The sequence below is a fragment of the Nocardia ignorata NBRC 108230 genome, from assembly GCF_001612905.1.
GTDB classification, from domain to species: domain Bacteria; phylum Actinomycetota; class Actinomycetes; order Mycobacteriales; family Mycobacteriaceae; genus Nocardia; species Nocardia ignorata.
Genome location: NZ_BDBI01000024.1, coordinates 218,684 through 243,434, shown reverse-complemented (window position 1 = coordinate 243,434; position 24,751 = coordinate 218,684). Strand labels below are relative to the sequence as shown.

At 68.7% G+C, this 24,751-nt stretch carries 24 protein-coding genes; 6 read left to right on the top strand and 18 right to left on the bottom strand.

The features are described 5' to 3' along the window. Nucleotides 1–14: 14 nt before the first annotated feature. Entirely contained in the window at nucleotides 15–749 is a 735-nt protein-coding gene (locus tag NI2_RS20500) for a sulfite exporter TauE/SafE family protein (RefSeq protein ID WP_067492931.1), read from the bottom strand. Between the two features lie 103 nt (nucleotides 750–852). Here NI2_RS20500 and NI2_RS20495 point away from each other — a divergent pair, with 103 nt between their 5' ends. Both NI2_RS20495 and NI2_RS20490 read left to right on the top strand, forming a co-directional pair. Further along, a complete protein-coding gene (locus NI2_RS20495; RefSeq protein ID WP_067492929.1) occupies nucleotides 853–1,308 on the top strand; it encodes a type II toxin-antitoxin system Phd/YefM family antitoxin in 456 nt (151 codons plus the stop codon). Next, nucleotides 1,308–1,658, top strand: coding sequence for a hypothetical protein (locus NI2_RS20490; protein ID WP_067492927.1), 351 nt, complete (start codon nucleotides 1,308–1,310; stop codon nucleotides 1,656–1,658). The genes NI2_RS20495 and NI2_RS20490 overlap by 1 nt, the downstream gene beginning before the upstream one ends. Before the next feature lie 69 nt (nucleotides 1,659–1,727). Here the strand turns inward: NI2_RS20490 and pdxS are convergent, their stop codons facing one another. From pdxS to NI2_RS20440, 10 genes are all read right to left on the bottom strand, one after another. Next, on the bottom strand, nucleotides 1,728–2,648 hold the full coding sequence (gene pdxS, locus NI2_RS20485; protein WP_174550208.1) for a pyridoxal 5'-phosphate synthase lyase subunit PdxS: 921 nt from the start codon (nucleotides 2,646–2,648) through the stop codon (nucleotides 1,728–1,730). 173 nt (nucleotides 2,649–2,821) lie between these two features. Further along, nucleotides 2,822–3,868: an NUDIX hydrolase gene (locus tag NI2_RS20480; RefSeq protein WP_067493059.1), complete on the bottom strand. Its 1,047-nt coding sequence runs from the start codon at nucleotides 3,866–3,868 to the stop codon at nucleotides 2,822–2,824. After that, entirely contained in the window at nucleotides 3,868–4,992 is a 1,125-nt protein-coding gene (locus NI2_RS20475; protein WP_067492925.1) for a glycosyltransferase family 4 protein, read from the bottom strand. The genes NI2_RS20480 and NI2_RS20475 overlap by 1 nt, the downstream gene beginning before the upstream one ends. Further along, on the bottom strand, nucleotides 4,989–5,912 hold the full coding sequence (locus NI2_RS20470) for a phosphatidylinositol mannoside acyltransferase (protein ID WP_067492923.1): 924 nt from the start codon (nucleotides 5,910–5,912) through the stop codon (nucleotides 4,989–4,991). The genes NI2_RS20475 and NI2_RS20470 overlap by 4 nt, the downstream gene beginning before the upstream one ends. Then, entirely contained in the window at nucleotides 5,909–6,583 is a 675-nt protein-coding gene (gene pgsA / locus NI2_RS20465; RefSeq protein WP_067492921.1) for a phosphatidylinositol phosphate synthase, read from the bottom strand. Before pgsA ends, NI2_RS20470 begins: the two co-directional genes overlap by 4 nt. A 6-nt stretch (nucleotides 6,584–6,589) precedes the next feature. Further along, nucleotides 6,590–7,144 carry an ATP adenylyltransferase gene (locus tag NI2_RS20460; protein ID WP_067492918.1) on the bottom strand — a complete coding sequence of 185 codons (555 nt, stop codon included), beginning with the start codon at nucleotides 7,142–7,144 and terminating at the stop codon, nucleotides 6,590–6,592. Then, nucleotides 7,141–9,198 (bottom strand): threonine--tRNA ligase, encoded by a 2,058-nt coding sequence (gene thrS, locus NI2_RS20455; protein WP_067492916.1) that lies wholly within the window; start codon nucleotides 9,196–9,198, stop codon nucleotides 7,141–7,143. Before thrS ends, NI2_RS20460 begins: the two co-directional genes overlap by 4 nt. A gap of 106 nt (nucleotides 9,199–9,304) precedes the next feature. After that, nucleotides 9,305–9,937 carry a (2Fe-2S)-binding protein gene (locus NI2_RS20450; RefSeq protein WP_084476562.1) on the bottom strand — a complete coding sequence of 211 codons (633 nt, stop codon included), beginning with the start codon at nucleotides 9,935–9,937 and terminating at the stop codon, nucleotides 9,305–9,307. Continuing rightward, on the bottom strand, nucleotides 9,934–10,413 hold the full coding sequence (locus tag NI2_RS20445) for a TIGR02611 family protein (RefSeq protein WP_084476561.1): 480 nt from the start codon (nucleotides 10,411–10,413) through the stop codon (nucleotides 9,934–9,936). Before NI2_RS20445 ends, NI2_RS20450 begins: the two co-directional genes overlap by 4 nt. A gap of 32 nt (nucleotides 10,414–10,445) precedes the next feature. Beyond that, nucleotides 10,446–12,668, bottom strand: a complete 2,223-nt coding sequence (locus NI2_RS20440; protein WP_067492912.1) for a SulP family inorganic anion transporter — start codon at nucleotides 12,666–12,668, stop codon at nucleotides 10,446–10,448. A 517-nt stretch (nucleotides 12,669–13,185) separates the two neighbouring features. Here NI2_RS20440 and NI2_RS34770 point away from each other — a divergent pair. Further along, complete coding sequence (locus NI2_RS34770; protein WP_208115306.1) at nucleotides 13,186–13,572, top strand: hypothetical protein; 387 nt, start codon at nucleotides 13,186–13,188, stop codon at nucleotides 13,570–13,572. A gap of 47 nt (nucleotides 13,573–13,619) precedes the next feature. Here NI2_RS34770 and NI2_RS20425 read toward each other — a convergent pair whose 3' ends face one another. The 3 genes from NI2_RS20425 to NI2_RS20415 form a co-directional block, all read right to left on the bottom strand. After that, complete coding sequence (locus NI2_RS20425) at nucleotides 13,620–14,828, bottom strand: vWA domain-containing protein (RefSeq protein ID WP_067492910.1); 1,209 nt, start codon at nucleotides 14,826–14,828, stop codon at nucleotides 13,620–13,622. Beyond that, entirely contained in the window at nucleotides 14,825–16,084 is a 1,260-nt protein-coding gene (locus NI2_RS20420; protein WP_067493053.1) for an AAA family ATPase, read from the bottom strand. The genes NI2_RS20425 and NI2_RS20420 overlap by 4 nt, the downstream gene beginning before the upstream one ends. Before the next feature lie 129 nt (nucleotides 16,085–16,213). Continuing rightward, nucleotides 16,214–17,713: a hypothetical protein gene (locus tag NI2_RS20415; RefSeq protein WP_218018530.1), complete on the bottom strand. Its 1,500-nt coding sequence runs from the start codon at nucleotides 17,711–17,713 to the stop codon at nucleotides 16,214–16,216. Nucleotides 17,714–18,259: 546 nt separating this feature from the next. Here NI2_RS20415 and NI2_RS20410 point away from each other — a divergent pair. From NI2_RS20410 to NI2_RS20400, 3 genes are all read left to right on the top strand, one after another. Continuing rightward, entirely contained in the window at nucleotides 18,260–19,099 is an 840-nt protein-coding gene (locus NI2_RS20410; RefSeq protein ID WP_166655712.1) for an alpha/beta fold hydrolase, read from the top strand. After that, complete coding sequence (locus NI2_RS20405; RefSeq protein ID WP_067492906.1) at nucleotides 19,096–19,632, top strand: TetR/AcrR family transcriptional regulator; 537 nt, start codon at nucleotides 19,096–19,098, stop codon at nucleotides 19,630–19,632. Before NI2_RS20410 ends, NI2_RS20405 begins: the two co-directional genes overlap by 4 nt. Nucleotides 19,633–19,779: 147 nt before the next feature. Then, complete coding sequence (locus tag NI2_RS20400; RefSeq protein WP_084476560.1) at nucleotides 19,780–21,153, top strand: cutinase family protein; 1,374 nt, start codon at nucleotides 19,780–19,782, stop codon at nucleotides 21,151–21,153. Nucleotides 21,154–21,218: 65 nt separating this feature from the next. On the opposite strand, the gene NI2_RS20395 is transcribed toward NI2_RS20400, so the two are convergent. The 4 genes from NI2_RS20395 to NI2_RS20380 form a co-directional block, all read right to left on the bottom strand. Next, the gene (locus NI2_RS20395) at nucleotides 21,219–21,431 is read right to left on the bottom strand and encodes a helix-turn-helix domain-containing protein (RefSeq protein ID WP_067492902.1); all 213 of its coding nucleotides are present in this window, start codon (nucleotides 21,429–21,431) and stop codon (nucleotides 21,219–21,221) included. A 198-nt stretch (nucleotides 21,432–21,629) separates the two neighbouring features. Then, nucleotides 21,630–22,604: a helix-turn-helix domain-containing protein gene (locus NI2_RS20390; RefSeq protein WP_067492900.1), complete on the bottom strand. Its 975-nt coding sequence runs from the start codon at nucleotides 22,602–22,604 to the stop codon at nucleotides 21,630–21,632. A gap of 175 nt (nucleotides 22,605–22,779) precedes the next feature. Next, nucleotides 22,780–23,412: a GNAT family N-acetyltransferase gene (locus tag NI2_RS20385; RefSeq protein ID WP_067492898.1), complete on the bottom strand. Its 633-nt coding sequence runs from the start codon at nucleotides 23,410–23,412 to the stop codon at nucleotides 22,780–22,782. Beyond that, the gene (locus NI2_RS20380; protein ID WP_208115307.1) at nucleotides 23,409–24,587 is read right to left on the bottom strand and encodes a ThiF family adenylyltransferase; all 1,179 of its coding nucleotides are present in this window, start codon (nucleotides 24,585–24,587) and stop codon (nucleotides 23,409–23,411) included. The genes NI2_RS20385 and NI2_RS20380 overlap by 4 nt, the downstream gene beginning before the upstream one ends. Nucleotides 24,588–24,751 lie beyond the last annotated feature (164 nt).

Genomic DNA, 24,751 nt, shown 5'->3' with positions numbered 1-24,751 from the left:
CGCCCGGGGCCGGATCAGCGCGCCAGGTACACCGCGAGCCCGAGTCCGAGCACGCCGACGGTCACCCGCAGCAGGTTCGGCGGGATCACCTTCACCACCGGCGGCCCGCACCACCCACCGACGAGCGCCCCCATCGCCAGCCCGAGCGCCGCGAACCAGTGCACCGGCCCGAACATCGCGAAGCCGAGAGCCGCGACCAGATTGGCGATGCCGAGCAGGAAGCTCTTGAGAACCGATGCGCTCCACACGGATTCGGAGGTGCACAGCAGCATCATCGACAGATAGATCACGCCCGCGCCGGCCCCGAAGTACCCGCCGTACACCGAGATCAGCAGGATCCCCAACGGCACGATCCACGGCGCGCTGAGCTCCCCCACATGCTTACGGACCACCGGCTGCACCAGCAACGCGATCGACGCCGCCGCGACCAGGAACGGCACCACCACCTCGAAGGTCCCCTCGGGCGCCACCAACAACGCCAGCGCACCGAGCAACCCACCCAGCGCCGACAACCCCGCCCACCACACGAGCGTGCGCCCCCGCCCCGTGAGTTCGCGCCCCGAATTGGCGGTGGCCCCCACCCCCACGGCCACCATCGCCACGGTATTGGTCACATTCGCCGTCACCGGCGGCAACCCCACAGCCAGCAACGCCGGATAGGAAACGATCGACGCCATCCCGGTGACGAACCCGATCAACCCGGTGAAGAATCCCGCGACGACCAGCAAGAAGAAGTCGAGCACGGTCACAGACCGACTGTACGGTACGCCCATCCGGCAGCGCCTCAGGGGCGATCGCTGGCCCTTCCGCTCCCACCTGGACTTCCGAACACGTTCCGAACACGATGGATCCATGCGCACGTCAGGCCTACCCGCCAGGACCCGACGCTCCTCGGACCTGAGCAAACACTCCGCTGAGGTCTTCGCCGAGGCCGAGAACCATCCCGTCACGGTGACCCGCCGCGACGGCGAGGCGCTGGTGCTGATGTCGCAGCGCGAGGCAGAGGGACGCGCGCGCCTGCTCGAGTTCGCCGCGCAGCTCATCACTGTCACCCTCGATGACAACGGCTCGCTCGCCGAGCGCATGTCCAAGGCATTCCCATGGATGCTCGCGCTGTCACCCGCCGACCGAGACACTTGCGCACAGGACCTCGTGGACGCCGCCCGCGCATCGTTCTCCACCGACCAGCCGCACCTCGCGATCGCCGAACTTACCTCCTGGAAGGAGACGGCAACCGCGATCGCCGCCGGATTGGGCAGTACGGACCTGGAGTGGCTGGACCGCGACGACACTGTCGAGCGCCCATAGTGGCGGCCGCCAAGAAGGGCGAGCTGGTCCCACGCCCCGCGCGAAAGACCGAGTACCAGATCCGCTTCGCCACCGCAGACGCTCAGAAGGGCTGGCGGGATCTGGTCGCGACCATCCGCAACCCGATGGCGGAAGCATGGGACTTCCTCACGCGCACGCCGCTGTCCACGACACCGACCGACTACCCCCTCCGCGGCGAGCTTGGCACGATCTCACGCGGTGGAGCGCGGCACGAACGCTGGCAGCACAAGCCGACAGCGAAAGGCACCGCACGCATCTGGTTCTACGTCCATGAGCACACCGTCTTCCTAAAACAGGTGCACACCAGCCACCCGAACGAAACGAAGTAGGCGTCGTTCTACGCACTGGTGGGCGGCGCGTGATGCGCCGCCCACCGGGTTTGCTTGTGCCCGAACCGATTACCAGCCGCGCTCGGCGAGGCGGTGGGGCTGGGGGATTTCTTCGACGTTGATGCCGACCATGGCTTCGCCCAGGCCGCGCGAGACCTTGGCCAGGACGTCGGGGTCGTCGTAGAAGGTGGTGGCCTTGACGATGGCGGCGGCGCGCTGTTCGGGGTTGCCGGACTTGAAGATGCCGGAGCCGACGAAGACGCCCTCGGCACCGAGCTGCATCATCATGGCGGCGTCGGCGGGGGTGGCGATGCCGCCCGCGGTGAACATGACGACGGGCAGCTTGCCGGTCTGGGCGACCTCGCGGACCAGCTCGTAGGGGGCCTGCAGTTCCTTGGCGGCGACGAACAGCTCGTCTTCGGACAGGGAAGTCAGGCGGCGGATCTCGGCGCGGATGGTGCGCATGTGGGTGGTGGCGTTGGAGACGTCACCGGTGCCCGCCTCGCCCTTGGAGCGGATCATGGCCGCGCCCTCGGTGATGCGGCGCAGGGCCTCGCCGAGGTTGGTGGCGCCACAGACGAAGGGCACGGTGAAGTTCCACTTGTCGATGTGGTTGGCGTAGTCGGCGGGGGTGAGGACCTCGGACTCGTCGATGTAGTCCACGCCGAGGCTCTGCAGGATCTGCGCCTCGACGAAGTGGCCGATGCGGGCCTTGGCCATCACGGGGATGGACACCGCGGAAATGATGCCGTCGATCATGTCCGGGTCGCTCATCCGGGACACGCCACCCTGGGCGCGGATGTCGGCGGGCACCCGCTCGAGCGCCATGACCGCGACGGCGCCCGCGTCCTCGGCGATCTTGGCCTGCTCCGGGGTGACCACGTCCATGATCACACCGCCCTTGAGCATCTCGGCCATGCCGCGCTTCACGCGGGCGGTGCCGACGGTTGATGTGGTCTCGGGCGTAGTCACGGCATTCTCCTGGGTCATGTGCACCTAACGGGCAGACTGTGTGGTCTCCTGCGATTCTAGGTGGCCGCCGAATCAGGGTTCATAGCCAGTCGGAGCCCACTGGACTGGTCGCGACCTGGGCCGATACCGCCGACCGCCGCATCTGGACCGGCTGCGGACCGCGTGGCGTGAGGCGACACACACGGTCGGGATCAGCGAATGGACCGGACCACCGGTTCGGTGTCGTCGTCGGCGGCGCCGATCGCCTCGGCGAGCAACTCGTCGAGGTGGTACGGGTACACCGCCTCGCCGGTGGCGTCCAGGGCGCGGATGTCGGCGGGCGTGCACCAGCGGTGGTCGGTGATGGTGCGCCGTTCCAGCGCGGTGAGGTCGGCGGGCCGCCAGGCGAAATTTGGGGCGCGCAGGACGAAGAACAGTTCTTCGGAGCGGATGAGTTCACCGTTGAACGGGAACACCGCGACCCGCCGCCACAGCGGACCACGCAACGCTGCCGGGTCGATCCGCTGCCCGGTCTCCTCGTACACCTCGCGCACCGCCGTTTCGCGCAGGGTCTCCCCCGGTTCCACGCCGCCGCCGACGGTGAACCAGAACGCCACCTCGGGAACCATCGGGTCGTGTCCGCGCAGCAGCAGCACCCGGTCCTGTTCGTCGAGCAACACCACGCGCGCCGAGGTGCGGGTGGTGTGCACCTCGAGCCCGGTGGACGCGGCCGGTGTCGCGCGTTCGGTGATCTCGAAATAGGTCGGTAGCGGCGCGGTACCGCCCAGGTGCAGCCAGCGCACCGGTCGGCGGGTGCGCAGGGCGAGGGTGTCGCGCACGGCGTCGTTGTGGAACCGGCGCGCGATGAGCACCCTGGCCTCGGCGTCGGCCAGTTCGGCGACGAGCTGGGGTCGCAGCTGACCGATGTCGATCGTCGACAGCGCGGCCGAGAGCTGGTTCTCGATGGTCTCTCGATCGCCCCGATCGGCGCGTTCGGCCCAGTCGGCCAGGGCGGCGAGTTGTCCGGCCCGCTCGGACCGCAGCGGATCGGTACTCGCCGGGCCCGCGATGGCCATGGCGACCGCGCGCGCGACCACCGCGCGCCGGGCCAGTGCCGCGTCGAGGGCCTGCCAGGACCGGTCCGAGCGCACGTGCAGTCGGTCGAGCCGGTTGGCGGTGGACGCCGCCCACACGCCGAGCGCGAGCACGAACAGGGCGATCAGGCCGAGAACGAGGATCGCGGTCGCGGAGAAGGTGATCATCCGGCGGCCCGCACCCCGTTGTCGCCGACGGTGACGGTCTCGTACACGCGCAGGATCTGTTCGGCGACCACCGGCCAGTCGTAGGCGGCGACCACCTGGGTGGCGGTGCGCACCAACCGGTCGCGGGTGTCGTCGTCGGTGAGCAGGGTGTCGATGGCCTCGGCCAGCGCCACCGCGTCACCCACGGGGGTGAGCAGACCGGCGCTGCCGTCGCGCAGTACGCGGCGGAAGGCGTCGAGTTCGCTGGCCACGACCGGCGTGCCCGCCGCCATGGCCTCGATGAGGATGATGCCGAAGCTCTCCCCGCCCAGGTTCGGCGCCACGTACACATCGGCGCTGCGCAGCGCGGCGGCCTTCTCGGCGTCGGAGACCTGACCGAGAAAGCGCAGGTGCCCGGCGTGGGGGCCCGCCTCGCGGCGCAACCTGTCCTCGTCGCCGCGCCCGACGATCAGGATCTCCACGTCGGGATGGCGTTCGACGAGCGCCGGCAGGGCGGCGAGCAGCACGTCCATGCCCTTGCGCGGTTCGTCGTAGCGGCCGAGGAACAGCACCGTCTTGCCCGCGCGCGGGTAGCCGTCGAGCAGCGGGCCGCGCGCGAACGCCGACACATCGACCCCGTTGGGGATCTCCACCGCATCCGACCCGAGCGCCTCCACCTGCCAGCGCCTGGCCAGCTCCGACACGGCGATCCGCCCGCTGATCTTCTCGTGGTACGGGCGGAGCACACCCTGAAAAGTGCTGAGCACCAACGACTTGGTGGTCGAGGTGTGGAAGGTCGCCACGATGGGGCCTTCGGCGATCTTGAGCGCGAGCATCGACAGACTCGGCGCGTTGGGTTCGTGGATGTGCAGCACGTCGAAGTCGTTGCTGTCGATCCAGCGGCGGATGCGCGTGTAGGCCATCGGCCCGAACGACAGTCGCGCCACCGACCCGTTGTAGGGGATGGCGACGGCACGACCGGCCGAGACGACGAAGTCGGGCAACGGCGTGTCGTCGGATGCGGGCGCGAGCACGCTCACCCGATGCCCACGCTCGATGAACACCCGTGCCAGCTCGACCACATGTGCCTGCACGCCGCCGGGCACGTCGAAGGAGTACGGGCAGACCATGCCGATCTTCACAGCACCTCACCTGCCTTGGCCGCGGCGATCCGGGCCAGTCGTTCCGGCGACAGATCGGCTTCCCACAGGGGCTGGAGCATGTGCCAGTCGGCCGGGTGCTGGGCGATGTTCGCCGCGAATTCGTCGGCGAGCAGCTGGGTCGTCGCGGCCACGCCACCCGAGACATCCAGCGGCGCACCGGCTTTCAAGCCCCAGCCTTCGGTGCCGTCGGCCTCGGTGGTGAACCAGGCGTGCACCGGCATCAGCGCGGCGCCGGTCTCGATGGCGAGTTTGGCCGCACCCGCGGGCATCCAGGTGCGTTCGCCGAAGAAGTTCACCGGCACACCGCGGCCGGTGAGGTCACGTTCACCCATCAGGCACACGATCCGGTTCTGCCGCAACCGTTCGGTCAGCGGCACGAACGGTGGCTGTTCTCCGCCGGTCAGCGGGAACACCTCGAAGCCGAGGCTCTCGCGGTAGGCCACGAACCGTTCGAACAGCGATTCGGGCTTCAACCGTTCGGCGACCGTGGTGAAGGTGTCGTAGTGCTGGACCAGCCACACCCCGGCCATGTCCCAGTTGCCGGAATGCGGCAGGACGAAGATGACGCCACGCCCGGCTTCGAGGCCGGCGTCGACGTTTTCCAGGCCGTGGACGTAGTAGTCGATGGTGCTGTGGTCCATGCTGGGCAGCCGGAACGCCTCACGCCAGTACCGGGCGTAGGAACGCATGCTCGCCCGCATCAGGTCGTCGGGAACCTCGGCCGGTGCTACGCCGAGCACGCGGGCCAGGTTGCGGCGCAGCTGCCGCGGTCCGCCGTCCTTGGTCGCACGGTCGGCGCCGAAGTCGAAAGCCTTGCGCGCCAACGATTCCGGCGCCGAACGGACCAACCGCCACCCCGCCGCGTAGCCCCAGTCGCTGAGCCGTTCGCTGATGGTCACGACGCCGTCTCCCCTGCCTGTTGTTGCGGCGCGGGCGGGATCACCGTGCGCGCGCCCGGCGAGTTGCGCACCGCGAGCACCCGCTGGAACACGGTGACGGTGCTGAGCACCGCCAGCACCCACATGGCCACGTACACCGCCCAGGTGAGCCAGCCGATGCCCCAGTGCCCGCCGATTCCGGTGAGCCCGGCGCCGACGAGCACGATCACCAGCCGGTCGGGCCGTTCGATGATCCCGCCGTCGGCCGACAGACCGCTGGCCTCGGCCCGCGCCTTGGCGTACGAGATCACCTGCGAGGTGACCAGCACGATCAGCGTGGCGACGAACAGCTGCTTGCTGTGCTCGTGGTGAACCGCCCACCAGGCCAGACCGGCGAAGATCGCGCCGTCGGCCACCCGGTCACAGGTGGCGTCGAGGACCGCGCCGTACTTCGTGCCGCCGCCGCGGGCGCGCGCCATCGCACCGTCGAGCATGTCGAACATGACGAACAGCCAGATGACCATCGTTCCCCAGAACAGGTGACCGCTGGGAAACAGCGTCACCGCCGCGACGATCGTCGCGGCGGTGCCGATGAGGGTCATCGCGTCGGGGGTGAGCCCGGTCTTGACGAGCGCTTTGCCCAGCGGCGCAGTCGCTTTGGCAAACGTCTGCCGCCCGAAGAAGCTGAGCACGGTGTCCTATTCCTCCCACGCCTCCGCCAGCAATTGCCGCGTCTCACGCAACAACTGAGGCATCACCTTCACCCCGCCGACCACGGTGATGAAGTTCGCATCCCCGCCCCAGCGCGGAACGATGTGCTGGTGCAGGTGGTCGGCGAGCGAACCACCGGCCACCCCGCCCAGGTTGAGGCCCACGTTGAATCCGGCGGGCCGGGAGACCCGTTTCATCACGCGGATGGCCTGCTGGGTGAACGACATCAGTTCCGCGCTCTCAGCGGATGTGAGGTCCTCCAGGTCGGCTACCCGGCGGTACGGCACCACCATCATGTGCCCTGGGTTGTACGGGTACAAGTTGAGCACGGCGTACACCTGCTCGCCGCGGGCGATGATGAGCCCGTCCTCGTCCGACATCTTGGGGATGTCGGTGAACGGGTGCCCGGTGGCGTCCTTGGGCTTCACCTCGCCGGTGATGTAGGACATCCGATAGGGCGTCCAGATCCGCTGTAACCGGTCGGGCCTGCCCGCCCCTGCATCGACGATGGAGCCCGCCGACGCCTCGGCCTGCTCGCTCATGAGCTCGCCTTGACGATCTCGAAGCCCTCCGCGGTCGGCGAGGCGTTCTCCCGGTTGCCGACCCAGGCCACGATGGTGGCCACCGCGTCGTCGACGGGCACACCGTTGACCTGGGTGCCGTCGCGGAACCGGAAGCTCACCGCGCCGGACTCCGCGTCGCGGGCACCGGCCAGCAGCATGAACGGCACCTTCTGCGCGGTCTGGTTGAAGATCTTCTTCTGCATGCGGTCGTCGCTGCGGTCCACCTGGGCGCGCACACCGGCGTCGGTCAGCCGCTCGATCACCGAATCCAGGTGCGGCACAAAGTTTTCCGCCACCGGGATGCCGACGACCTGCACCGGAGAGAGCCACGCGGGGAACGCACCGGCGTAGTGCTCGGTGAGCACACCGAAGAACCGCTCGATGGAACCGAAGAGGGCACGGTGGATCATCACCGGGCGCTGCTTGGTGCCGTCGGAAGCGGTGTATTCGAGGTTGAAGCGTTCGGGCAGGTTGAAGTCGAGCTGGATGGTCGACATCTGCCAGGTGCGCCCCAGCGCGTCCTTGGCCTGCACCGAGATCTTCGGGCCGTAGAACGCGGCGCCGCCCGGATCGGGGACCAGCTCGAGACCCGAGGCCGACGCCACCTTCGACAGGGTTTCGGTGGCCTCTTCCCACAGCTCGTCGGAGCCGACGAACTTCTTCGGGTCCTTCGTCGACAGCTCGAGGTAGAAGTCGTCGAGACCGTAGTCCTTGAGCAGCGACAGCACGAAGTTCAAGGTGGTGGTGAGCTCGCCGTGCATCTGCTCTTTGGTGCAGTAGATGTGGGCGTCGTCCTGGGTCATGCCGCGCACCCGGGTCAGGCCGTGGATCACGCCGGACTTCTCGTATCGGTACACCGACCCGAACTCGAACATCCGCAGCGGCAGTTCACGGTAGGAACGGCCACGCGCCCGGAAGATCAGGTTGTGCATCGGGCAGTTCATCGGCTTGACGTAGTAGTCCTGGCCGGGCTTGCGCACGGTGCCGTCGTCGTTGAGTTCGGCGTCCAGGTGCATGGCCGGGAACATGCCGTCGCGGTACCAGTCCAGGTGGCCGGAGGTCTCGAACAGCGCGCCCTTGGTGATGTGCGGGGTGTTGACGAACTCGTAGCCCGCATCGATGTGGCGCTGACGCGAGTACTCCTCCATCTCCTTGCGGATGATGCCGCCCTTGGGGTGGAACACCGGCAGGCCCGAGCCGAGCTCGTCGGGGAAGGAGAACAGGTCGAGCTCGAGGCCCAGCTTGCGGTGGTCGCGGCGCTCGGCCTCGGCCAGCAGGTGCAGGTACTCGTCCATCGCCTCGGTCGATTCCCAGGCGGTGCCGTAGATGCGCTGCAGGTCTTCGCGGTCCTGGTCACCACGCCAGTACGCGGCCGAGGAACGGGTGAGCTTGAAGGCCGGGATGAACTTGGTGGTGGGGATGTGCGGGCCGCGGCACAGGTCACCCCACAGCTTCTCACCGGTGCGCGGGTCGAGGTTGTCGTAGATGGTCAGCTCGTTACCGCCGACCTCCATGATCTCCGGGTCGTCGATGCCGGACTTGTCGCTGATGAGTTCGAGCTTGAACGGCTCACCGGCCAGCTCGACGCGGGCCTCGTCGACCTCGACCACCCGGCGCGAAAACCGTTGCGCGCCTTTGATGATCTTCTTCATCCGGGATTCCAGCTTGGCCAGATCCTCGGGGGTGAACGGCCGCTCGACGCGGAAGTCGTAGTAGAAGCCGTCCTTGATCGGCGGACCGATGCCCAGCTTGGCCTCGGGGAACTCCTGCTGCACCGCCTGGGCGAGCACATGCGCGGCCGAGTGCCGGATCACGCTCCGCCCGTCCTCGGTGTTCGCGGCGACGGGCTCGACCTCGGCGTCTTCCTCGGGAACCCAGGACAGGTCCTTGAGGGCGCCCTCGGCGTCGCGCACGACGACGACGGTGTCGGGGCCCTTGGTCGGCAGACCCGCTTCCCGCACCGCCGCGCCCGCGGTAGTCCCGGCCGGCACGGTGACGAGCGCGACTGGGCTGATCGGTGCAGAGGTGGTCACGGGAATGCTCTCCTTGACGTCGCGTTCTGTGGGGCGGACCCCACAGCGGTGCGGGCCATCCCCGCACCGCGCCCAACTCTACTGGGGGTGGGATGGATCCCGGGGATCAGGCTTGCGACAACAAGGCCGTGCGCTCGGCGGGTGGGCGTTTGGGGCAACTGGTGCACATGGTGCAGGTGGGGACCTCGTAGACCAGGCAGCACGAGATCCGCTTGACGAACGTGCGGTCGGCGAGGGTGACGAAGCGTGGGGCGGGTAGCCGGGAACCGACCTCGGCGGCGAGTTGTTCGCCCGCTGCCCGGGCGCCCGCGTCGAGGGCCCGGTTGCCGATGGCGTCGGTGACGATCGCCCACAGGGCAGGCACCGCCGCCCCGGAAACCGCCGCTACCTGCGGGATCACGACTGCCAGCGTCTCGCGCAAAGCGGCACCGACAGCGGTGTCCCCGGGGGACGGCCGTCGCACGGCTTCGCAGGCGGGAGCGAAGGCGCGGAACCGCACTCGCTCCACTCCCCCGTCCGGGCGGATCTCGCACTCGAAGTCGTCGAGGGCGGCCAGCGGGGCCGGACAGCCCTTCGCGTAGGCAGAGGTGATGGGCTCGACCAGCGCCGAGGCGACCATGCACCACCACAGGGTGCCGCCGACGCGCCGGGTCTCGGTGCCCCACGAGCGGCTCATCTCGGTGATCCTGGCCGATATCCAGGCGGGATCGATGAGCGCGCGGCCGGGGGCCGTGCTCACGACATCAGGGGACTGCGCAACCATGGCCAATCGACTCCGATCCACCCGCCGACCATCGAATATGTGCCGAGCAGCCACAACGTCACGACGACGAGGGCGAAGGTGGCGACCGCGCCGAGTGTCTTGATCACCCAGCCGCGTGAGGTGTACCAGTCCATGACGATCCGGTATTTGCCACGCACCCAGGTGAGGGTGTGGTGTGCCCACATGAACTCGGTGGCCAGGATGCCGAAGCCCGCGAACACGAGCGCCCAGCCAGGTCCCGGGTACGGGATCGTGATGATCCCGACGATCAGCACCAACCCACCGATCACGCCGATGGCGACGCGGTAGCCGGCGTTCAGGATAGGGCGGGCGGCAATGCCTTCCCGGAAGGCGCGCCCGCGTTCCTTGATCGCGTCCCACCGTCCGGGCGAGCCGGAGGCGGTGGCCACGGTGTCGGATTCGGCGCGGTCGGCGGTCGGCTCGCTGGTCATTGTCTCAGCCTAACGAGCCGACCGCCGGCCGGTCACAGTCCGACGCCGAGGTCACCGTCGATGGTCCGGACGCCGTCGGCGGTCACCTCGAGCACCCGGGCACCGGCGATGTCGAAGAACAGCCCCGACACGACCAGTCCACGCTCCTCGACGGCACGCCGCACCGCGGGATGACGACGCAGCGTTTCCACCTGTACGGCCACGTTCACCATGCTGAGCTGGTCGACCTCGTCGAAGCCCGCCGCCCTGGCCGCCCGGACCACCGGATGACCCGCGCGGAACCGCTCCAGACTGGCCTCGGCGTGCGCGAGCCAGGAACTGAGCCCGCCCTCGGCGTCGGCGCCGGTGTAGACCGCCTTCATCGCCCCGCAGGCGGAGTGCCCGCACACCACCACCGAGCGCACCGCGAGTTCGTCCAGCGCGAACGCCAGTGCCGCCTCGACGGAGTGGTCGCCGGTGATCGGCACCAGATTGCCCACGTTGCGGACGGTGAACAGGTCACCGGGGCCGCTGGAGGTGATCACGTTGGGCACGATCCGAGAATCGGCGCAGGTGAGGAAGAACGAGTCGGGGTCCTGCCGGTCGCGCAGCCCGTCCAGGTGCGGCCGCACCACGTGGGCGTGGCTGCGATGGAAGGCCGACACACCGGCCCGCAGCGCGTCGCCACCGGAGGCGCGGTGGCGCCACGGTCCGAGGAACTCGTCCCACACCTGCCGCCCGAAGCCGCGGGCGGGCGGCGCCGCGTCGGCACCGGCCATCCGCGCACTGCCGATCTCCACGAAATCGACACGGCCGCCGGAACTTTCCAGCTGACGCTGCCAGTCCTCGATGGCCTCGAAGGCGGCGTGGTCGAGGAAGTCGACGGTCATCTCCACTGTCACCTCGGCACCGGCGGGCACCTTGGCCAGTTCCGAGGACAGCTTGGGCAGTGCGAGGAAGGTGCACGATCCGTCGATGCGGACCAGCCAGCGCGCCCCCACCGGCACCGCGCTCACCTGCACCCGCACCACCCGCCACAGCAGCAGCGCGAAGGCGAGCCCGAGCCCGAGCAGCACGCCCTCCAGCAGGTTCAGGAATACGACGCCGAGCACCGTGACGAGGTAGATCAGCAGGTCACCGGTACGTTTGGCGGACCGGATGTGAGCGATCTTCACCAGCTGGATGCCGATCACGATGAGCAGACCGGCCAGCGCGGCCATCGGGATCTGCTCGACCAGCCCGACCAGTGCCACGGAGAACACCAGCACCCAGACACCGTGCATGATCGCCGAGGCACGCGAGCGCGCGCCCGCGGCCACATTGGCCGAACTGCGCACGATCACACCGGTGATCGGCAGGCCGCCGACCAGGCCCGAGAGCACGTTCGCCGAGCCCTGGCCGACGAGTTCACGGTCGAAATCGGTGCGCGGACCGGTGTGCATCTTGTCGACGGCGACCGCCGAGAGCAGGCTCTCCACGCTGGCGATGAGCGCGATGGTGAGCACCATCATGGCCACGCCCGCCCAGTTCCCCGAGGGCAGCTGCGGCAGTTGCAGGGCGTCGAAGATCGAGCCGTCGAGGACGATGCGGTCGATGTCGGTGAACAAGAACGAGATCAGTGTGCCGACGACCACCGCGACGAGCGGGCCGGGCACCGCGCGCAAGGCCGGTGGGACGTACTTCCAGCCGAGCATCACCGCGATCACCACGGCGCCGACGAGGGCGCCGCCGCCGTGCACGGACAGCAGTTGACCGGGCAGTTCGACGAGATTGCGCCATGCGCTGCTGTGCGAGGAACCACCGAGCAGCACGTGGATCTGCTGCAGCGCGATGGTGATTCCGATGCCCGCGAGCATCGCGTGTACCACGACGGGCGCCACGGCGAGGGCGGCGCGCGCGATCCGGCTCAGCCCGAACAGGATCTGCAGCACACCGGCGGCGGCGACGATGAAACAGGTTGTCCGCCAGCCGAACTGGGTAATAGATTCGGCAACGACGACGGTGAGTCCGGCGGCGGGACCACTGACCTGCAGGACCGAACCGCCGAGCGAACCGGCGACGATACCGCCGATCACAGCGGCAACGAGTCCGGCGGCGACCGGCGCGCCGGAGGCGACCGCGATGCCGAGCGACAACGGCAACGCGACCAGGAAGACGACAATAGAGGCGGGCAGATCATGACGCACTATGTTCTGCAACCGCGGTGGGCGGGACGGCTTTTCGGGTAGCGGCGCGACCTCGGGCTCGGGCGGAGCGAGATCTTGATCTACGGACATGTCTCTCCTTCGCGCAGGGAACCCCGGTGCGACGGCGAACCGGGAAGGAATGGCATAGGTGATCAATCTATTGGTAAAGATTTGGCAAAACCAGTGTGCCGCAACAACAGTGGGAGTGGCCATAATCTTGCCGCCATCGTGTTGTGGCCCACAGCAATTCGCTATCGGTGAGCCGGGACACACCACCCCGCCGCCGTGACGCGCCGAATGGCCGTAACAGAGTGCGGCAGCGCAGAATTCACAACATCCGAACCATCGAGGGTAGCCATCATTCTCCTTCGCCGGAGCGGTGAGGCGTCCGGTTCATCGGTCGAACATGCACTGGCAACAGACACTGAGCTGCGAGAAGAGCCCTCGGAAACGGGCCGGGATCAATAGTAAAGACTTACCCAAGCTCGCGAAAAGGTTCTGACCCGAATTGCTACGCAACTGTGATGTGTGCCACAGCTGACACTGGGTGCCGAAGCGATCAGGAATCGAGAAGCTCCGGTGATCCAGGCGTGGAAATGTCGTCCCCATGAACACAACCGCCAGGGTTCGCCGGGCGCACCGGCTGATCGCCGTCACCTTTCTCGCCACGCTGGTCGTCACCGTGCTGGTGCTTGCCTTGCGCGGTCCGCAGTGGGTGTCCTACCTGCCGCTGGTCCCGCTCGCCGGGCTCTTCGTTTCCGGTGCGTGGATGTACGTGCGCGGTCGGCGGCGCCCGATCATCGGGCGGGCGCGGCAGGCGCATCGCTGGTCGGGGGTGGTGTTCACGCTCGCCGTGCTCGCCACGATCGTGGCGCTGTCACTGCCCGATCCGATCGTGTGGGTCTCCTACCTCCCGCTGATACCGCTGGCGGCCATGTTGTTCACCGGGCTGTTCATGCTGGTCTCGCCGATCCGGGCACGCCGCACCGCCTGATCGAGGACTCGCCACGGACAGGCGGGCGGCGACACCGAGCGATGACCTCAGCCGATCCGGACCACTCTGGCCCACGCGGGCGGTCGGTCGGGCACGTAGTACGGATCGTTCTCCGACACAGCCTGTTCCCGGCGGAACAGGCCGACGACGGTTCGACAGGACGGGCGCGCCGACGGCCACGGTGTCTGGCCGTCGGTCAGCGCGACGAGGACGTCCGGTCGGGTGCGCAGGGCGCGGGTGAATCCGGTCCGCAGGTCGGTGCCGCCGCCTCCGATCAGGGTGATTCCCTCGGCGCGGCACACCGGGTCGGCGATGCGGGCGGCCGCGTCGCACGACCACACGGTGAGCAGGTCGCGGCGGCCACCGAGGGTGCGGGTGATCGCGGCGACTTCCAGTAGGGCACTGCCCAATTCGTCGTCACTGACCGACCCCGACGTATCGATGACGACCCCCACCCGTGGCGGTGTCCGGCGCAGACTCGGCAGCACCACCCCCGGCAGGCTCGCCGCGCGCCTGGCGGGTCGCCCGTACCGGTAGTCGGCACCCGCGCCCGCCGCGGTCGCCGCCGAGCGCAGGGCCGCGCCGAGCAGATCGCGCCACGGCTGCGGTGGGTGCAGCGCCTCCTCCGCCCAGCGCCGCCAGCCCGCGGGTGCGTCGCCTGGTCGGCCGATGATGGCCTGGGCGACGCGGAAGCGCACCGCGTCGCGTTCCTGGGTGTCGAGCCCGTCGGCGCCGTCGGGGCCGAGATCCCAGGGGCGGTCCGCCCCGTCGGCACCGCTGCCGCAGTCGAGCCAGGCCATGTCCTCGGTAAGGCGACCGAGGCGGAACTGCCGCAGATATTCTTCCATCAGTTCGCCCTCGGCCAACCCCAACCGTGCGGGCGTGACCGCGCCCTCGGGGACGACGAGGCCGTCGCCGAAGGCGTCGTCGTTGATCTCGGCGTCGGCGGCGATATTGCGGCGCAGTTGCTCGGCCGGTCCGTCCAGATTGTGTGCTCGGGCGAAGCGTTCGCCGCGCTCGTGGTGTTCGCGCAACAGGTGCGATACCTCGTGAACCAACACCGAGGCCAGTTCCTCGACCGGTGTGCGGTCGACGAAACCCGGTGCGACATAACACCGCCAGTACCGGTCGACGCCCATCGTCGGCACCTGCCGCGATTCGACGAGGTGCAGGACGAACAGCGCGGTCGCCAGGTAGGGGCGCGCCCGGATCGCGTGCAGGCGGGCGGCGTAGAGCTTGTCGATGTCGACGCTCATCGGCTCACCTTCGCCGCGACGCGGGCGGCCGCCCGGTCCGCGCGTTGCGAGATCGACACCACGCCGGCGAGTTCCTCGATCGCGGCGGGCACCACCCAGTCGTCGCGGCGCAGGGTGGCCAGGGTGGTGGCGGGCACGACCACCAGGTCCGGGGCACCCGTCCGGACGGCCCGCACCAGCAGTGCCCAGGCCGCGTCCCATCGCGCCCGGTTCGGGTGGTTGCGGACGGCGGCGACGACGCCGTCCAGGACCACCTGGCGCAGATCGCCACGCTCGGGCAGGTCGGCGCCGGCAGCGTCGGCGAGCAGGATTTCCGGATCGGGCAGGTCCATCCGGTCCATGCTGGTGAGCAGTTCGAATCCGGGTCCGTCACCGACGGTGCCGCGGATCAGCTGTGCGAGGACCTCGCGGTCGGCGCCCGATGCGGTGGCGAACGCGATCAGCCGCATCGTCATCTCCCAGCTGCGCGGTGAGGCCCACGCCCCGCCCCGCCGTGTTTCGGTCGTCGGCAGCTGGTGGGCGAGGGCGGGGCGTGCGGTGAGGAGCGCACACACCGATCTGCGCGCGAAAGCGACTGCCTCCGGCAGCTTTTCGGAGTCCAGTCGCGGCAGCTCCGCCTTCGGCCAGGTGCCGCCGAGACCGCGTACGACCACCTCCGGGTCGTGGGTCCAGTGCAGATGTACGAAACGGTTGGCCAGTGGCGGGCTGAGTTCCCAGCCGTCGGCGGCGGACGACCTAGGATTCGCCGCCGCGACGATGCGCACTCCCGGAGGCAGCCGCAACGCACCGACCCGCCGTTCGAGCACCAGCCGCAGCAGCGCCGCCTGCACGGCCGGTGGGGCGGTGGACAACTCGTCCAGGAACAGCAGCCCGCGACCGGCCTGCGCGAGTTGCACCGCCCAGTCCGGCGGCGCCATGGGGACACCGTCGACGGCCGGGTCGGCGCCGGGAATCGGCAGACCCGAGAAGTCCGAGGGCTCGTGCACACTCGCGATGACGGTGGTGAGTGGCAGGTCGAGGGATTCGGCGAGCTGGGTGAGCGCGGCGGTCTTGCCGATCCCTGGTTCACCCCACAGCAGCACCGGCAGATCGGCGGCGACGGCCAGGGTGAGTGCCTCGAGTTGCGGATTGCGGTGTGGTTCGGTGGTGGTGCGGCCGAGCAGGTTCAGCAGTTCGTCGGCGACATCGAGTTGGGCAGTGTGCGGTCGGGGTGGGGTCGATTCACCTCGGTTGTCGGGTGATGCCGGATCGGGCATCGGAGTCGGGAGAGTCGCGGCGTACTGCGTGGACAGGTCGGAAAAGTGCACAGTCATGAATCACCTTGAGGGTGTGAGAGTTCGGGTGCCTGATGGGTTCACTGCGCGCCGGTGAGCCCGGCGGCAGGGTCAGGAAAGGACGTGGCGGTTGTCGTGGCGGGCCAGGCGCTGGAGGAGCTTGCGGTCACGTCCTTGGCGCAGCCCTGCCCGTTGCAGGCGGTCGGCGAGGGTACGCGGAGCGTCCTTGCCGAGACCCGCGAAGATCTCGGATCGATACAGGCCGTAGGTGATCCGGCGGCGTGCCGCCCGGTCTATGGCGTCGCGCAACGGTCCGTCCCGCAGCACGGCACCCGGGCCGAGCAGGTCTTCGACGACGGTCAGGGCTCCGGCGGTGTCGCCGTGGTCGAGACGTTCACGAACACCGTCGATCCAGTCGGGCCGGCGATGCGCCGCATCGATGACGCGCAGGCACGGCAGGGCGACACCGGTCAGTGCGACCAGGAGTTCCTCCCGCTCGACCTCGGCCGGGTCGTGGTCGAGCGCGCTGAGTGTCCCGTTCACCAAGCCGATCCGATGGGTCTCACCTCGGCATTCGACGAGGTGTGTTCGAGGAGGCGAGGTCCGCGTTCGGGTAGGCGATCGATCCGCCATCGGGACGAGGGCCTCGGCGACCAGCGGGTGGAGCCGGTCGGCTGTGATGGCACCGGCGCGCAGGAGGTCCAGGTCGGGAAGCGTCCAGGTGGCGGCATCGGGCAGGATCGGCAAGGCAGTCAGCCGGCCGCGCGGGTGGTCCGTCACGATTCGCACGACCGGACCCCACCCCGGCGCCGGTTCTCCCGATGCTGTCGGCGCGGGTTCCACTTCCAGCACCACATGCCGTCGAGCACCGAATCGGACCAGTACCCGCTGGGACGACGCTCGTGCCGCGCCCGCGGAAACCGGCTGCGGCGATGCCTTCTCGGCGCGTGACGTCATCGGCCGCTGCTCGGCGCGCAGCAGCCGGACTGCCTCGGCGGCCCACTGCTCGACCGCACAATTCGTCGGCACGGTTTCGATCAGCCCTCGATCGGCGGGCGAGGTCACGCCGGCGACGAATCTCGCCGCGACACCCGGATCACCGGTCCCGCCCGGCGAGGCCCCGCACCGCATCGCCAGTTCCCCGGCTCGGCGGGCGTCCCAGAGGTGGCGGTGCAGGTCGAGTCGGTAGCGCCGGTTCGGTCGCGGATGCGGGTGCAGGCTCGGCGCGGCGTCGGAGCCGTCCCGTACGGCGAGGCTGATGCGCTGACCGGCGTCGGCCCACGCCGGTGCTGTCCGCACCACCAGATGCACGAATCCTTCTCGGTCTCTGGATGTTTCGCTCGCGTATCGAGCCAATGCCAGCGTCAGGCCCGGCCGGAGCAATCCGTCGGGTGCGACTCTCGGCAGGTGCCAGCGCAGCAGATCCGGGGCCAGATATCGAAGGTCGGTACGCACCCGAGCGGCGAGTTCGCGGCCGTGTTTCCGGGCCAGCGCGCGGAGATCGATATCGGTATCGACGTGCGCCGCAGCGCAGGCCCCCGCCCAATCACCGACACCGCGCCGAGCGGTGGCCGCATCGATCATCGTCGGTGGGACGGCGAACTGGCGCACACGTGACCAGAGGGCGAGGCGGGAATCGAGCGAACAGGAAGCCGGTTCCAGGACCGGCGAGGGGCTCAACGGCCCGGGCGGAGGACGCCCTTTCCACTTGTCGTCATCAGCCGAGTATGCACAATCGACCGCCAGGCGACAAGCGGCAGCGGCGATCCCATCTCTCGGCGACCGCAGTGATCGGCCGGAGCGGCACCACCCACGCCGACATGCTCGACGTCGTGCTTCCCCGGACGTCGCAGCGGCCGGGACTACCCTCGAAAAATGGCCTCTACCTCGCACGACGAGCACGGATCCACGGCGCTCACCGTCGTCGGCGACCTGTGGTCACCAGCGTGCGCGGCGGTCCGGACATTCCTCAGCCGCAACGAAATCGCTTGCCGCTGGATACAACCCGCCGACCCACGGGCGGCCTCGAGGTGTCGGCGAAATCGGTGATCATCGCGACCGGCGCCACCTTCCGCATCCTCGACGCACCAGGCATCGACACCCTTGACCGACCGGTCGGTCATTCCTATGTTTGGTGTCGAGCGATCGGAGGGGATCATGCGGGTATCCGTCGAGACCAGGTTCGGCACAGTGACCGTGCATCTGAGTGGGTGCGATCCGGGTGGGCGGACGGCATTGCTTCTCCTGCATGCCAATCCGGGTGATCATCGTGATTTCGCCGCCGTTCTGCCTGCGTTGGGTGAGCAGTGGCCGGTGGCCGCGCTCGATTGGCCCGGATTCGGCGATTCGACGGTGTCCGACCCTGCGGCTCTACGAACGCCGGTGCTGCCGATGATCGCGAGCCGCGTTCTCGAAGTACTACAGGCTGAGCACGGTTTCGGGTCCGTCGTCGTGCTCGGTAACAGTGTCGGCGGGTATGCCGCCGCGCGGCTGGCCGAACGCGAACCCGAGCATGTGCGTGCCGCTGTGCTCGTGCAACCGGCCGGGTTCGTGCCCCATGGCCTTGCCGTGCGGGCGATGTCGCGGTTCATGTCGGCGCACGCTGTCGCCGCGCGCACGGTAGGGCCCGCCGCGCGCCTCTACCTCGGGCCGCCCGGTCGCGGAGCCGTGCGTCCGGTCCTCGAACGCGCACGCCGGGTGCGCGACGACCCGCAGCGGCTGACGGTGTACCGCAGGCTCTGGGCGACCATCGCCGCCCCCGATCTCGACCTGGCCGCGAACGGCCCGTTGCCGATCCAGGCCCCGGTTCAGGTGGTGTGGGGCCGCAACGATCCGATCAATCCGTGGGTGCTCAACCGGCGCGGTCTCGCGGCAGCTCTGCCGCACGCCGAGGTGGCGGTCCTTCCCACCCGGCACGAACCCTTCTGCGAGGCGCCACAGCTGTTCCTCGATACGGTGACACCGTTTCTGCGTGCGCACAGCGAGGTGAACCGATGAGATCTCCGGAGCCCGGGCGCCGCGCCCTGCTGGACGCGGGCCGCGCTCTGCTCGGCAGCGAAAACCTGAGCAAGGTGTCGGTCAATGCCATCACGGCCGGGGCGGGCATGGCCAAAGGCAGCTTCTACCAGCACTGGCCCAGCCGCGAGGAGTACCTCCTCGCCCTGCACCGCGAGTTCCACGACACCCTCTTCGCCCGTGTCCGGGCCGCCATCGCCGACCTTCCGCCCGGCGCCGAACGCCTGCGCACCGGCATCGATGTCTACCTGGACGGCTGCCTGGCCGACCCGGCCACCAAAGCCCTGCTGGTCCAGGCGCGTACCGATGCGGGCCTGGGCGGCGAAGTCGCCCACCGCAACGCCCTCGCCGCCGACATCGCCACCGAGGACCTGACCGCGATCGGCTGGCCCGACCCCCACCCCGTCGCCGTCCTCCTCGTCGCCGCGATCGTCGAAACCGCCCTCCTGGAACTCGACGCCACCGCCCCCCGCCCCGATCTGCGCGCGGCGCTGCTCGAGCTGGCTCGGCGCTGACAGACAGCGCTCCCGGAATTCAGATCTGAAATGAAACTGTGCCTGAAAGTGTCGACGTAACCGGCTGCGGGTGGCGAGAATTGGTGACGACGGTCGGCGCTGTTGGCAACCGTCGCGAATATCCTTCGGCAACAGAGGAATTGGTCGATGAACAGGTTGTCGAGATTCAGTGTGGTGGTGTCGGCCGTCGCTGTTGTGACGGTCGGGTCCTCGGCGGTCGGTGTCGCGCGGGCGGAAACGCCTGGCGCGCAACCCTGTACCCCATATACGGCGATTCTGGCGCCGGGGACCTGGGAGACGACGCCGGACGCCGATCCCGAGGTGCCCGTCGGGATGCTGCGGCCGGTCGGTGAGGGCCTGCGACAGCGGTTCGGCCGCGACATCACGGTGCTCTATGTGCCTTATGCCGCAAGCGCTTTCGATCTGGGGTTGAGCTACGCGGAGTCGCTGAGCACCCTGGAATCCCGTTTGGACCGCATGCTGCGCGGCCTGTGCGACTCGACGAGAGTGGTCCTGGCCGGTTACAGCCAGGGCGCGGACGGTGTCGGTGATCTCGCGACCGCGATCGGCCATGGTGACGGTCCCATCGAGGCCGATCGAGTGGCCGGTGTCGGGCTGCTCGCCGATCCGCATCGCGATCCGGATACCACGCTCTCCCTGGGTGATCCGCAGCCCGGCTACGGTATCGCCGGGGCGCGGGACCGGGATTTCGGCGCGTTGACCGACCGGGTTCGCACTCTGTGCGCCGACGGCGATCTGTACTGTGCCCTCGATTCGGCCACTTCCCCGTTCCTCGCCGTGGTCGGCCGCGTACTCAGTGGTGACCCCGGGCCGATCGCGAACCTCGTTCCCCCTACGGTCGATCCGAACAATCTGATCGCGCAAGCGGTCACGATGGGGGCCGGCTGGACTGCCACCGCGGCGAACCTGCCGACCATCACCGACAACCTGACCCGCCTTCCGGAGTTCATCGCGGCGGGCGATATCCGCAGTGCGCGCCGGGCCGCGGATGCCCTGAACACCGCCCTGTCACCCTTGGTCCAGGCCGCCGCCGGTGTGGATCGTGTGCTGGTCGCCGAGGTCGTCCGCGCGGCTGCCGCCGTCGACCCCACCGGACGGACGGCGGCGGTCGGTGTCATCGCCGACGCCCTCGCGCACATCGACCTGCTCGGCATCGCCGACAGAGCAGGCCGAACTCAAGAAACACTGTGGCGTGCGGTCGAATCCCTCGACCGCGACGACCACCTCGGGGCTGCTGCCGAACTGGCGTCCCTGGTCGCCAACGGCGCCGACCTCACCGGCTCCGTGTTCGGCCCCGTCGCCGCGGGCATCCGCGCGGACCTGCACGCGACCACCCGAACCCTGCTGAGCCTCACCGACCCTGCCACCACCGACGAACTCGTCCAACTGGCTCGCCAAGGTGTGGATATGGCCAACTTCTACGCCTCCCGCGCCCACATCGACTACGACGACGACGTCCCCATCCTCCTGAGCTACCTGAGCTCACAGGTCGTTTCGTAGCCTGGGGCGAACACCGACCGTTGCGCCGACCCGACCTGCCTCGAGCCGGCGCAACGGCATTCAGATCAGCACGACACCGCGTCTCCGACAGACTTGTCGAGACGCACCCCGAGCACCCTCGACAACTCGCAGACATTGTCGGCACTGGGTGTCACCACACCGCGTTCCCAGCGGCTGATCTGGTTTCCGTCCGCAATTCCGATCCAGTCGGCCAACTCCGCCTGGGTGAATCCGGAGGCCATCCTTGCCGCCCGAATCGCTTTGCCGATCGCCGACATGGTCTCCCCTCTCTCTCGATGCCCTCGGCACGGACCGCATCGGCACGGGTGTCCATCGGCGAACACTCGAACTCCTAATGCGGTCTCGCGCAGCCACATTCGAAAGGTATCGGGGAATCGGTCCGGGAAGGAGGCTGTGACTGCACGGCCACTGACTGTGCACGCACAAACGTACGTGCATTCGGGCGTCGATTCCGGCTATTTCGGAGGGTTGTCCGGATCGGTGGCGCTGCGGCGCCAGTCCCGTGGTGTCATGCCGAACGCTTCGCGGAATCGCCGGGCGAAATGCGCGGCGTCGCGGAAGCCGACGGCACCGGCCACCGCGCCGATGGACCGGTGCGCGTAGCCCCTGTCGACCAGCATGTCACGGGCGCGGACCAGGCGCTGCTCGATGATCCACTGCTCGAGGCTGATCCCGGACTGGGCGCACACCTTGTACAGATGCCGCACGGAGATGTTGTTGGCGGCGGCGATCGCGGGGATCTTCAAGCTCGAATCGGACAGGTGTGTCCGCACATACCCGAGGATCTGCTCGATCAGCAGTTGCTCCGGGATGGCGGCACCGTCGCCCGGACCGCGACCGGCCGCCGAGATCAGCAGCGCCCGAACCATTTCCAGGCACGACTCGCCCACCGAGGCGGCGGCTGGATCGGTTTCGAGCTGGTCAGCGATCCGGACGAGATGCTGGATCTGTGCCGTGACCATGGGATACAGCGGCGATGCCGCCAGCCGCCCGTGCGCCGCGACGACCGTTTCCGGTGAGATGCCGAGGCGTTCTCTCGACAGCTGCAGGCACAGCGTTCCGCCGAGGCCGTGCCAGCCGGAGGCGAATGTGGTCGCCAGGTCGATCACTTCGCACGCGCCGGGTTCGATCAGCGTTTGCGCGCCGAATTGTTCGTGCCTGCGGACCTGCCCGTTCTGGACGGTGACCGTCAACGTGTCGCTCGGCGTTGTCCGCTCATGCCGCCTGGTGCGCCAGACCTGGTGACCGGATACCTCCGAGCGGGTGAGCGCGATCGGGCCGAGCATCCAGGCCTGGTGCCTGCTGACCACTTCGGCGGGCGAATCCCACATCCGCAGGTTCGCCCCGATATCGGCTTCCTGCAGGATGGCGGTGACCGCCTCCCGCCGGTCCGCCGGCGTGAAGTAGTCGGAATCGATCAGCACTGCCATCGGTGATCTCCACTTCGGATCCTCGCCGGCGGTGGAGACCCTCCCGTCGCCGGCCGCTGCGCGTATCGGGTGGTGGCAATTCGGGCAAAGGTGATTGCACGGGGGCCTGTAGTCGGCGATGCTATCGCGCCGAGGCGAGTCCGGAGCCCGATTCGGCAGGGTCGCGCAACGGATTTCAGCGCCCGGCGGCGGCGTGTTCCCTTGTCTCGGCGGGCCGCGATGCGAGGATTCGACGTTCGGCGGCGGTCGCCTTCGCAGCCCATTCCGGTCGCAACGCCGCATAGGTGCATACGTCGCGCCACTGGCCCTGGGTGCGATACAGCTGCCGCAGCCGCGCCTCCGGTGTCAAGCCCACTCCCGCCATCACCGTGTCCATCACCGGATGATCGTGCCGATGCCCCGCCCAGACCCGGTGGATGCCGAGCGGCCCGAAGGCGAAGGCCGCCATGAGCCGTCCCGCCTCGATACCGCCCGCGCGCAGCGAGCCTTCCGGAACGACGACCAGACCGCCGATCATCGCGTTGCTGCCGAAATCCTCCACCAGCAGGCCGATGGTGCCGACCATGGTGTCGTCGTCCGGCGCGGTGATCGCCAATGTGTACTTGCGCCGCGGAGTTTCGCCCCGGGAGCGCAGGGCGGCGTCGAACGACGCGGCGGCCGCTTGGACGCTCAAGCTGTCGGTGCCCATGTATCGGGTCAGCTGTGGGTCGGTGAAGATCCGCTGGTAGACGTCGAGGTCGTCGGCACGCAGATCGCGCAGTCGCAGCCGCGCGCCGATCAGTTCCACGTTGCGCAGGTCGATGGTCATCGGACTTCCTCCATCGCCCGCACGAATTCCGGCGAGATGCCCTGGCCCAGAGCGGGTATGAGTTCGTCGAGGTCGATATAGGTTCGCCCCGACGGGATCGGCTCGCCGAGCAGGATGCGTCGAGCCGTGTCCGCTACCAGGGCGCCGCCGAGCATCACCCCGGAGGCGAGTTGGGGCCAGCTGGACAGGCTGCGACCGATCTCACCGATGGCGTCGCGCATCGCCGGGCTCAGCCGGGGTTCGTCGACCACCGTGAGCAGGAAAGACAGCAGTTCGCCGCGATCCATCCGCGCGACATCGGACGAGGTGGACGTACCGATCCGGCCGTGGAACAGCGGGCGGTGGGGTTCGAGATCGAACCGTTCCACATCGAGCAGTCCGCGGTCGTTGGCATCCATCAGGACCGGAATCCCTCGGCGCCGCGCGTATTCGCGAGCGGCGACTTTCGCCCACACCGTGTCGCATTCCTCGACCAGCAGATCCAGCGCAGCGGTGCCGTCGACGCCGTCGAAGAACGGCCCGATCGATTCCTCGGTCAGCCCGGTGGTGAACAGCTCGATGTCGAGGTAGGGGTCGATCTCGAACATCTGGCGTGCCGCCAGCACGGCCTTGGAAACACCGAGATCACTCACCCCGGCCCGCAGCCGGTTCAGGTTCGACAGCCCGAGGCTGTCGAAGTCGGCCAGCCGGAAGGATCCGCCGACTCCTTCCATGGCCAGCGTGACGGCCGCGCTGTTGCCCACCGACAGGCCGACCACACCGATCCGCCGCCCACGCAGGTCGTGCTGCTGGGCCCGGTCGATCTTGTCGCGGTTGCGATCGGTGCGCAGCCGCTGGAAATGCTCGCGTGGCAGCACATGCACCAGTCGACCGTTCCACGGATAGAACACCCATGTCCCCCACTGCCACAGCGGCATCCCGCCACTGATTCGGTGACGCGCCACCGCCAGTGAGTCCGCCGAGTGCGCGACAGCGGGGTCCTCGCTGCGAATCAGTTCGTCGAGCTGATCTTCGATCGTGTCGTGCACCGCGCCGACAGCACCCGATGCCGCCAGCGCTTCCAGGTCACGCAGTCCTTCCCGGCTCGACGCGTCGAGCAGCACGGGACGGAATTGCGATGTCGCAGCGCCGGGCGTGAGTACCGCCGGACGCGGGACCGAGCGTTGCGGAACCATGTGCGCGCAGACCTCCGATTCTCATGAGGCCGAACGGATATCCGATCGGCCCTTGCTATCAGGACGCGCAAAGGATACCTACAGCACACTTTCAGCAAACGCATCTCGGATCCCTCGGCATGGCGCGATCGCGCCTCGGCCGAATTCGGGCATTCCGTACCGAA

Coding starts and splice junctions, on each gene's coding strand:
- NI2_RS20495 (WP_067492929.1), top strand. CDS start 853: ATGCGCACGTCAGGCCTACCCGCCAGGACCCGACGCTCCTCGGACCTG.
- pdxS (WP_174550208.1), bottom strand. CDS start 2,648: ATGACCCAGGAGAATGCCGTGACTACGCCCGAGACCACATCAACCGTC.
- NI2_RS20460 (WP_067492918.1), bottom strand. CDS start 7,144: ATGAGCGAGCAGGCCGAGGCGTCGGCGGGCTCCATCGTCGATGCAGGG.
- NI2_RS20445 (WP_084476561.1), bottom strand. CDS start 10,413: ATGACCAGCGAGCCGACCGCCGACCGCGCCGAATCCGACACCGTGGCC.
- NI2_RS20440 (WP_067492912.1), bottom strand. CDS start 12,668: ATGTCCGTAGATCAAGATCTCGCTCCGCCCGAGCCCGAGGTCGCGCCG.
- NI2_RS34770 (WP_208115306.1), top strand. CDS start 13,186: ATGAACACAACCGCCAGGGTTCGCCGGGCGCACCGGCTGATCGCCGTC.
- NI2_RS20425 (WP_067492910.1), bottom strand. CDS start 14,828: ATGAGCGTCGACATCGACAAGCTCTACGCCGCCCGCCTGCACGCGATC.
- NI2_RS20420 (WP_067493053.1), bottom strand. CDS start 16,084: ATGCCCGATCCGGCATCACCCGACAACCGAGGTGAATCGACCCCACCC.
- NI2_RS20410 (WP_166655712.1), top strand. CDS start 18,260: ATGCGGGTATCCGTCGAGACCAGGTTCGGCACAGTGACCGTGCATCTG.
- NI2_RS20405 (WP_067492906.1), top strand. CDS start 19,096: ATGAGATCTCCGGAGCCCGGGCGCCGCGCCCTGCTGGACGCGGGCCGC.
- NI2_RS20400 (WP_084476560.1), top strand. CDS start 19,780: ATGAACAGGTTGTCGAGATTCAGTGTGGTGGTGTCGGCCGTCGCTGTT.
- NI2_RS20395 (WP_067492902.1), bottom strand. CDS start 21,431: ATGTCGGCGATCGGCAAAGCGATTCGGGCGGCAAGGATGGCCTCCGGA.
- NI2_RS20390 (WP_067492900.1), bottom strand. CDS start 22,604: ATGGCAGTGCTGATCGATTCCGACTACTTCACGCCGGCGGACCGGCGG.
- NI2_RS20385 (WP_067492898.1), bottom strand. CDS start 23,412: ATGACCATCGACCTGCGCAACGTGGAACTGATCGGCGCGCGGCTGCGA.
- NI2_RS20380 (WP_208115307.1), bottom strand. CDS start 24,587: ATGGTTCCGCAACGCTCGGTCCCGCGTCCGGCGGTACTCACGCCCGGC.